Genomic DNA, 256 nt, shown 5'->3' with positions numbered 1-256 from the left:
CCCGCACATTGGTCAGGTTAATAGCCTCGAAATTGAGTTTTATATGGGCATTTAAGCGATAAAAGGCCGAGAAATCGACATGGGTAGTGGCATGATATCCGCGCTCGTCGTCATCGATAGAACCACTTTCTACCGCACTAATATAACCACTGCGATAAGCCGTACTAAGACGCGCCCCCCAGCGTTCAGTTTCGTAATACAGGGCGAGGTTATAGCTGTGCTTCGACAAACCCGAGAACGCTTTGTACTGATCCAG

The 256-nt window shown here is 48.4% G+C and carries 1 protein-coding gene; it reads right to left on the bottom strand.

Annotation, left to right across the window (positions count from 1 at the left end; all coding sequences use genetic code 11):
- Positions 1-256 (bottom strand): TonB-dependent receptor (locus RMT89_RS44145; protein WP_315889390.1); only part of this gene is annotated, 256 nt, incomplete at both ends.

This window comes from Streptomyces sp. P17 (assembly GCF_032436805.1).
GTDB lineage: Bacteria > Actinomycetota > Actinomycetes > Streptomycetales > Streptomycetaceae > Streptomyces.
The sequence above is the reverse complement of the archived record's forward strand: the minus strand, read 5'-3'. Positions and strand labels throughout refer to the sequence as shown.